The following is a 7,892-nucleotide window of genomic DNA, read 5'->3' on the forward strand; positions in this document are numbered from 1 at the left end:
CTATAAGTAAATGATGTTCATACGAACGACTCGACACTGGTTAATGTCTGCAATGGTATTACTCGGTGTCAGCTTGTCTTCTCCCGCTGTGAGTGAAGAAAAAGATTCAGCCTTTGTTCCTTTCTATTTTAGTACTGAAACCATGGGTAATACCTTTGGGGTTGCTGGTGTCGCAAAGGGTGCTTGGCAACCTCAAGCCGCTCTGTTTGGCATGGCGCTTTATTCAGATAAAGACAGCTACGTCGGTTTCTTATCAGCCTTTAACTTCGCACTGTCTGAGAACGTATTGTTCAGTACTCAGATGTACCAAGCTCGCTTTAACGAAAACCCGTATTACATTGGCTCTCAAGGCGATAATGATTCATCCATTGATGATAAAACCATTGCTGACGGCTTAGAAGAAAACTATCAGGTTGAGTTTAAGTATCTGCTGCCTTGGGGCAATGTTGCAGAGCATGGCTTGCTAGGAGCTTTCCAACCTATCAAAGATGTGAGCTTTGCTTCCCCATTAGAGTCGGGTGTCAGTTCGATTGTCTTTACGCCTTTTTATACGGCTCGTGAGCTAGAAGGCTTAAACAATAGCGAACAAGCGACAGGTTTTAGTTTGGCGTTTGATTGGGATAACCGTGATAGCACACGCAACCCAACCAAGGGATCTCATACCAATCTTGAGTTTACTACCGGCGCTGAAAGTTGGTCTAACGATGACTTATGGCTGAAGTGGACATTCCAAAACAGTCAGTATTTTGCATTGGGTCCTTTGGGGAACTTATTCGATCAACAAGTCGTGGCATTTGATGTCTATACCGCTGACACGCCTACGTGGGGCAACTGTTCCGGGAAAAATTGTGCTCGTCCACCGGAAACAGAGCAAGCTCGACTCGGTGGCTTATATCGCTTAAGAGGTTATACCGGAGGCCGTTACCACGGTCGTTCTGCTATTCACTACTCTGCGGAATATCGAGTGCTTCCTGATTGGCAACCATTGGCCGATATCCCACTGATTAACTACTACGATTTGCCTTGGTGGCAGTGGGTGGCGTTTGCTGAAGTCGGGCGTGTTGCTGATGAGTACGATATCAAAACACTGCACACAGACATGAAATGGAGCCTAGGCGGGGCAGTTCGTTTCCAGGTTGAAGGCATTGTTGTACGTGCTGAATTAGCGCGAGGCGGTGATGAAGGGACCTTTAGGGTTATGATAAACCAGCCTTTCTAATTCTGGTTTTACCAACTCGACTCTCTTATATTTTTAAAGGGTGACACATAACTGTGTCACCCTTTTTGTTTTCTACCATTATGTTTGTTAAGCGGTATTTCACTGTTGATGACTTAACGTTACTCACCTTGAATGGTCGCAATAACGGTACGGCTTCCACCACAATCTCGGTGTTCACCTAAGTAAATGCCCTGCCATGTCCCCAAAGCTAAACGCCCATTGGTAATCGGAATTGTCACACTGGTGCCTAGTGTCGATGCTTTAATGTGAGCGGGCATGTCATCATCACCTTCGTAGGTGTGCTTGTAGTAGGGGGCTCGTTCGGGCACGAACTTATTAAAGTGTGATTCCATATCGGCGCGGACAGTAGGGTCTGCGTTCTCATTTAGCGTAAGGCTAGCAGAAGTATGCTGAATGAATAGATGTAATAAACCAACAGACAGTGAATGGATATCGGATATCTGTTGTTCAATTTCATCAGTGATGAGATGAAATCCACGTTTTTGTGCGTGTAGGTGTATCGTCTTCTGAATCCACATACGCCATCCTCTATAATGTATTTGGAAAAAAAGTGGTTTAACGCTATCTTTTGAACTTGAATTTATCAGGTTTCGCTCACATTTAATGATGTGAGCGCTAGAGTCAGTACCGATTCTTCTATCAGGAAATCTAATTCTGATTTATCTCAAGGTACCGCTCTTCATATGCGGCATAATACGTCGTGAAAAAAAATTACAAAGAATCTTTCAGTGGTGATGCGATTTGGTCATCATAGAAAAATATAAACTTTCGCCTAATCGGGGGTTCTATTCATCACTTTGGTGACGTCTAGAATAAAACCTACAGTAACATCGGGATAGATACCATGTTGAAAAATATCAACCCAACGCAAACACAAGCGTGGAAAGCTCTAACTGCACATTTTGAGTCTGCTCAAGATATGGATATGAAAGAGCTATTTGCTCAAGATGCAAAGCGTTTCGAGAGCTTTTCTACTCGTTTCGGTTCAGACATCTTAGTGGATTACTCTAAGAACCTTATCGACGCTGAAACTATGCAGCACCTATTTGCTCTTGCGAACGAGACTGAAGTTAAGTCTGCAATCGAAGCAATGTTCGGCGGTGATGCAATCAACAAGACTGAAGGTCGTTCAGTTCTTCACACTGCGTTACGTAACCGTAGCGACAAGCCAGTAATGGTTGATGGCAAAGACGTAATGCCAGCAGTGAACGCAGTACTAGCAAAAATGGAACTGTTCACACACCGTATCGTTTCTGGTGAGTGGAAAGGTTACACAGGTAAAGAGATCACTGATGTAGTCAACATCGGTATCGGCGGTTCAGACCTTGGTCCATACATGGTAACTGAAGCACTTACGCCATACAAAACTCGCCTAAACATGCACTTTGTTTCTAACGTAGACGGCACTCACATCGTTGAGACACTTAAGCCTCTTAACCCAGAAACAACACTGTTCCTAGTGGCATCTAAGACATTTACCACTCAAGAAACAATGACGAACGCACACTCTGCGCGTGATTGGTTCTTGGCTGAAGCGGGCGACTCAGCACACGTTGCTAAGCACTTCGCAGCACTATCAACAAACGCGGCTTCAGTTGCTGAGTTTGGTATTGATACTGACAACATGTTCGAATTCTGGGATTGGGTAGGCGGTCGTTACTCACTATGGTCAGCGATCGGTCTTTCTATCTCACTATCTATCGGCTTCGATAACTTCGCTGAGTTACTCGATGGCGCACACGAGATGGATAACCACTTTGCTTCAACGGAATTTGAAAACAACATTCCAGTGATCCTTGCGTTAATTGGTGTTTGGTACAACAACTTCCACGGCGCTGAGTCAGAAGCAATCCTACCTTACGATCAATACATGCACCGTTTTGCTGCTTACTTCCAGCAAGGTAACATGGAATCTAACGGTAAATTCGTTGACCGTGAAGGTAACCCAGTAGAATACCAAACAGGCCCTATCATCTGGGGTGAACCTGGTACAAACGGTCAGCACGCGTTCTACCAACTGATTCACCAAGGCACTAAGCTGATCCCATCAGACTTCATTGCTCCGGCTATCAGCCACAACCCAGCATCTGATCACCACCAGAAGCTAATGTCTAACTTCTTTGCTCAAACTGAAGCGCTAGCTTTCGGTAAGACAAAAGAGACAGTAGAAGCTGAATTCCTAGCGGCTGGCAAAACAGCTGAAGAAGTTGCTGAGCTAGTACCTTTCAAAGTATTTGAAGGTAACCGCCCAACGAACTCTATTCTTGTTAAGCAAATCAACCCTCGCTCTTTAGGTAACCTAATCGCGATGTACGAGCACAAGATCTTCGTTCAAGGTGTTATCTGGAATATCTTCAGCTTCGACCAATGGGGCGTAGAACTTGGTAAGCAACTAGCAAACCAAATTCTTCCAGAGCTTGCAGACGATGCACAAGTAACGTCTCACGACAGCTCTACTAACGGTCTAATCAACGCATTTAAAGCGCTGAAAGCTTAAGACTGTTTAAGTCACACCAAGTCATAACTGTAAACGCCAACCTTTCGGTTGGCGTTTTTTATGTCCGTTGATTTTACGGCAATAAAAAAGGCTGACGTATGTACGTCAGCCTTTCGCTTTTTATTTACTCGATTGTCTCTATTCGAAACAGATCTCGATGAAAGCATTACCCCACTGAGATGAGAAAGGCATGATGATGATTGCGCCTTCACACTTGTGACGAATAGTATGGCCTTTACCTGAAACCACGATTGGCGTTGCCATATCGAAGTCAAAGCCGCTTTCTGCAAGAATACGCTTTGCGCCACCGGTTACCATGTTAGTGATTTCACCCACCATGTCGGTCACTTCTTCGTTCAAACCGTTTGGTCGTTCACCTAGCATGTTTTCCATGATTTCTAGAGCAAGCCCTTCATCAAAGGTGATCGACATTGAGCCACGAGACTGTGTACCAACCATACCAATTAGGCCGGACACATCACCACGAGCGATTTCATCTTTCTTCACTCTTGGTTTCTGAGGCTTTAATTCTAGAGATGCCATCGTTTTTAGTACGTTCATCAAAGAAGCTAAAAACGGGTTTACAAATTCAGCGCGCATAATGTTCTTCTATAATCTTATTCTTTCATTTCGGAGGAGCAAGTTTGGCAAATGCCATGTGATTCAATGACATGGTTGGTCAACTTGAATCCATGCTGCTCGGCGTTACTCGCGAGTAGGGCGACAAGCGCATCGTCTTGTAATTCTATCACAGTGCCACATTTATCGCAGATCAGTAATTGGGAAAAATGCGTGTTGGCATTGCAAGAGCAGCAGCATATAAAGCTATTCGTTGACTCAACTCGGTGAATGAACCCTTGCTCTAACAAAAAATCCAAAGCGCGATAAACTGTAGGAGGCTTGGCTTGCGGTTCACTGACTTTCAATTGCTCTAATAATTCATAAGCACTGGAGGCTTTTTTATTAGATAGGATAAGCTCAAACACTCGCTTTCTTTGGGGTGTTAGCCTAACACCTCGCGATACGCATATCCCTTCAACTTGCTCTATTAATGTGTGGTCCAAATTTTTCACCGTTCAATCAAACATCCCCATTCAGCCCCTATTGCTAGGTAACCTTGTTTGAGGAGACATTGATTTTATTAAAGTCAGGTACAGAGCGTATTGTGACCTACGACTTTGAATAAGACAAGGTAACTCAAAACGACAGTGTGACTCAAGGCATAACTGATTAATCAAGCTGAATTAGAGATCTGGTGAATGAGTTTGAAAATATCAAGTGCAACAATGTGCTTATTGGGCGAAAGTTCTCAATCGACATTGGCCTGTCATCGGCTAAAAAGGGTTTAGTGTTATCTGGCGCAGGAGCGGTTTTGGCAGCTGGTCACCCTGAAGTTATCACCGCAAGCGTATCGGCAGACGGTGTTCAATTTGGTGGCATTATTGGCGCAAGTGCTCCAATAGTATTTGGCCTATGGGAAACCCTACGCAGTGAGTTCAAATAATGGCAGAGTATCAAACACTAATAGTCGCCGTTGTTAGTGCCTTGTTTAGCGGGGTAGGCATTGCACTTAAAACCGATGTTAAGTGGCTGCGCTTAATGATGGAAAAGATGGATGAGCGTTTGACTAGACTTGAAAGTAAAAATCCTAATTTGTAGAAGGGTTATTAAAGGGGGGGGGGATAGCTTAGATATTCCCAATGTTGCAGTGTTTGTCGTAGAATATGTTCAATTCATTTTTGGATAACTATATGAAAGAACTTGTTTCTGCGATAACACAAGCCACCGCAAATAGGTTAAAAGCTCCGATTCTTGGGTCTTTTATTTTGTCATGGGTTACTGTTAATCATTCCTTGGTACTTACATTTTTGTTCAGCACATCAGAGCAAAAAGTTAAATTACTTAATACTGAAAGCACATTCTGGACCATAGAACCATCATGGTTTCTGAGTCCACCTATGATGACAATTGCTTATCCAGTGCTAGCGACCATCATATATACATTCGGTTTGCCTTTGGTACAGCACCTCGTTGACTCTCTTAAATTCAACTTTGTTGATTCAAAGCGAATTCAAAAGAAGCACGAGACTGATAAATTCAAATTCGAAAGCCAAGTTAATGTTAGTAAAGCGCAAGCAGAGTCACATGTTGATTACTGGCGTGAAAAGCTGAGTCGTGATTTAGATAAGTGGGACGAACAACGTTCCGCTTTTGAAAGTGATATTACAAATTTACGAGATACACGTGATTCGTTGCAGCACCAATTAAATTCAAGCAATTCGATACAAACGAACCTTAGTGAAGAAGTCGAAAAATTAAGACAAGATATTCACGAATTGAAGACTGAACATACTGAAAGTGAAGAACATTGGAATAGTCGTTTTAAGCTCCAATCTGGTGAGAACGCAATTTTACTTGCTGAGAAAGAGGCGTGCGTACAAGATTTACAAGAATCACTAGGGTTTCAAGAGCAGGTGGAAGAGTTACGTGCTCAGTTAGCGGAACGAGAAGACCGAATTGAAGGTATGAAGCAAGGCGAAACGTCAACCCGTGAAGTAATGGAAAAAATACTATTGTTAAGCGAAGACTTCATTCAGTTCGTAGACAACGAAAAGTTTTTGTCGAAGTCACATAAAGATTATCATGCGGTTTATCAGAGAACTGTTGCACCTTCATTTCGGGAAGCATTACAACCACTTAAAGACATAGCTCTCCAAGAGAGAACTACCCTTGAACAAGCAAGAATTAAAGCTAAACTAGAGTCTCAAGTCACGATGTCTCAGAAGCAAGTAGCAGACTTAAAGAGAAACCTTAAAGAGCTGGAAGAACAAAATAACCAGGCACCCTTGTGGAGCTAGAACGTTCAACTGAATTTGAGAACACTTCCTGTTCAGAAGTTAATAAGCCAAAGGCTCATTACTGAGCCTTTTCAAACAACCGACTCGCTCTCTCTTCGGTAGAGCGTGGTATCGCAAATCCTCAATACCTAATTCATTTATCACTCGCTGAAAGCCTGCGCTTACACGACGCGAGTTGTACGGGAAAATAAGTTGGTCTTTGTTCCTGAATGTTTTCGATTCCCTGTGTATAATCGCCCAATTATTTTTGACTACAATGTCCACTGTGAAGCGTGATTCACCGCTTTTGAGTGTTCTTTTTTAATGCTAGATGCCTTCGTTCCACTCCAGCAATACGTACTATAGGCGTAGTGAGTGGGTGAGCTTGCGGCAGAACTAGCGAGTTTCTGTATATATATGCAGTGTATAGATTTTGAGTAACGCTTTATGAAACCTGACAATACCAGTAAATACGCGGCTAACCGCTTATCCGTCGCTCCAATGCTCGATATGCGCAATGGATTTAAGTAGCCTTATAAATCATGGTCTTAAGGTTAAGGTGACACTCTGAGGGACATTTGAGGGATAAAAAGCTCTCAAGTTTGAAACAGCCGACCTCATCATACAGTAGGATCTTTTTGAGGGACAATTCTCTTTTAATCTCTTTATATTAGAGTAGCCTCATCCACATCACAACCAGTAGTGACGACAACGTGAAGTGCAGTTACAAATAAAATTTTTGTGCACTTAGGAAAAAATGTACGCTTAAATAAAACTATGAGCGACAAGCATTTTATATTTACGGAACGACTTCTCGTTGCGTGTAAGTTTCATAAATTTGAAAACTTTAAAGTCATGACATGGGAAAACGTCATCGAGCAATGCATTGAGAAAGGTTACCTAGATCAGCAAGATATACAGCGAAAAAGTAAAGAGTTTCAGTTTCTAGAAAGGGTCTTTAATAGAGACTTCCCTGCGATGATTCTAGCTACACCGACTATAAAGCCATTGAGAGATATTGACGACTTCTCTCGGCTGAAAAAAGAGTCTCAAGAGTTGGCTGAGTCAATAGTGCAAGACGCAGCTCAAGTGTTGATGGGTAAGCAAATTGAACTACCATTTTAAATGGTAGAGCAGGGGTCGCAGGGTCTCCCCGCAAGATGGCAAACAGATCGAAGCAACTTGTTGCGAGGTTTGCCTATCTTGACTGCCGTATATAGAGAGTAAGGTTTTGAAGCCATTAACTTTATTTGTATCATTACAAGGCTTTGTTGCGTAATTAAATTTAAAGATAGAACAACCCCGTTTCGCGTATTTC

General features: G+C 42.8%; 9 protein-coding genes and 1 pseudogene. 6 read left to right on the top strand and 4 right to left on the bottom strand.

From position 1 onward, the window contains the following. Nucleotides 1-13: 13 nt before the first annotated feature. Nucleotides 14-1,219 (top strand): BamA/TamA family outer membrane protein, encoded by a 1,206-nt coding sequence (locus AB6D07_RS18935; protein WP_032500717.1) that lies wholly within the window; start codon nucleotides 14-16, stop codon nucleotides 1,217-1,219. Between the two features lie 119 nt (nucleotides 1,220-1,338). On the opposite strand, the gene AB6D07_RS18940 is transcribed toward AB6D07_RS18935, so the two are convergent. Beyond that, nucleotides 1,339-1,758, bottom strand: a complete 420-nt coding sequence (locus AB6D07_RS18940; protein WP_017103354.1) for a secondary thiamine-phosphate synthase enzyme YjbQ — start codon at nucleotides 1,756-1,758, stop codon at nucleotides 1,339-1,341. Between the two features lie 326 nt (nucleotides 1,759-2,084). Here AB6D07_RS18940 and pgi point away from each other — a divergent pair, with 326 nt between their 5' ends. Further along, complete coding sequence (gene pgi, locus AB6D07_RS18945) at nucleotides 2,085-3,737, top strand: glucose-6-phosphate isomerase (RefSeq protein WP_017103353.1); 1,653 nt, start codon at nucleotides 2,085-2,087, stop codon at nucleotides 3,735-3,737. A 138-nt stretch (nucleotides 3,738-3,875) separates the two neighbouring features. On the opposite strand, the gene AB6D07_RS18950 is transcribed toward pgi, so the two are convergent. Together AB6D07_RS18950 and zur are read right to left on the bottom strand one after the other, a co-directional pair. Next, complete coding sequence (locus AB6D07_RS18950; RefSeq protein WP_009847897.1) at nucleotides 3,876-4,337, bottom strand: chemotaxis protein CheX; 462 nt, start codon at nucleotides 4,335-4,337, stop codon at nucleotides 3,876-3,878. Between the two features lie 17 nt (nucleotides 4,338-4,354). Then, nucleotides 4,355-4,810 carry a zinc uptake transcriptional repressor Zur gene (gene zur / locus AB6D07_RS18955; RefSeq protein ID WP_012603115.1) on the bottom strand — a complete coding sequence of 152 codons (456 nt, stop codon included), beginning with the start codon at nucleotides 4,808-4,810 and terminating at the stop codon, nucleotides 4,355-4,357. A 251-nt stretch (nucleotides 4,811-5,061) separates the two neighbouring features. Here zur and AB6D07_RS18960 point away from each other — a divergent pair, with 251 nt between their 5' ends. The 3 genes from AB6D07_RS18960 (at nucleotide 5,062) to AB6D07_RS18970 (ending at nucleotide 6,595) form a co-directional block, all read left to right on the top strand. Further along, nucleotides 5,062-5,241 (top strand): hypothetical protein, encoded by a 180-nt coding sequence (locus tag AB6D07_RS18960; RefSeq protein WP_029222980.1) that lies wholly within the window; start codon nucleotides 5,062-5,064, stop codon nucleotides 5,239-5,241. Beyond that, nucleotides 5,241-5,396, top strand: a complete 156-nt coding sequence (locus AB6D07_RS18965; RefSeq protein WP_017103351.1) for a hypothetical protein — start codon at nucleotides 5,241-5,243, stop codon at nucleotides 5,394-5,396. The genes AB6D07_RS18960 and AB6D07_RS18965 overlap by 1 nt, the downstream gene beginning before the upstream one ends. 92 nt (nucleotides 5,397-5,488) lie before the next feature. After that, nucleotides 5,489-6,595: a hypothetical protein gene (locus tag AB6D07_RS18970; RefSeq protein WP_017103350.1), complete on the top strand. Its 1,107-nt coding sequence runs from the start codon at nucleotides 5,489-5,491 to the stop codon at nucleotides 6,593-6,595. A 67-nt stretch (nucleotides 6,596-6,662) separates the two neighbouring features. On the opposite strand, the pseudogene AB6D07_RS18975 reads toward AB6D07_RS18970, so the two are convergent. Continuing rightward, nucleotides 6,663-6,859 (bottom strand): annotated as a pseudogene (locus tag AB6D07_RS18975) (integrase); the annotation flags it as partial. Between the two features lie 570 nt (nucleotides 6,860-7,429). Here AB6D07_RS18975 and AB6D07_RS18980 point away from each other — a divergent pair. Continuing rightward, nucleotides 7,430-7,699: a hypothetical protein gene (locus AB6D07_RS18980; protein WP_139137559.1), complete on the top strand. Its 270-nt coding sequence runs from the start codon at nucleotides 7,430-7,432 to the stop codon at nucleotides 7,697-7,699. The last annotated feature ends 193 nt before the right edge of the window (nucleotides 7,700-7,892 follow it).

It is taken from the genome of Vibrio sp. 10N.239.312.C11, assembly GCF_041466065.1.
GTDB classification, from domain to species: domain Bacteria; phylum Pseudomonadota; class Gammaproteobacteria; order Enterobacterales; family Vibrionaceae; genus Vibrio; species Vibrio tasmaniensis_A.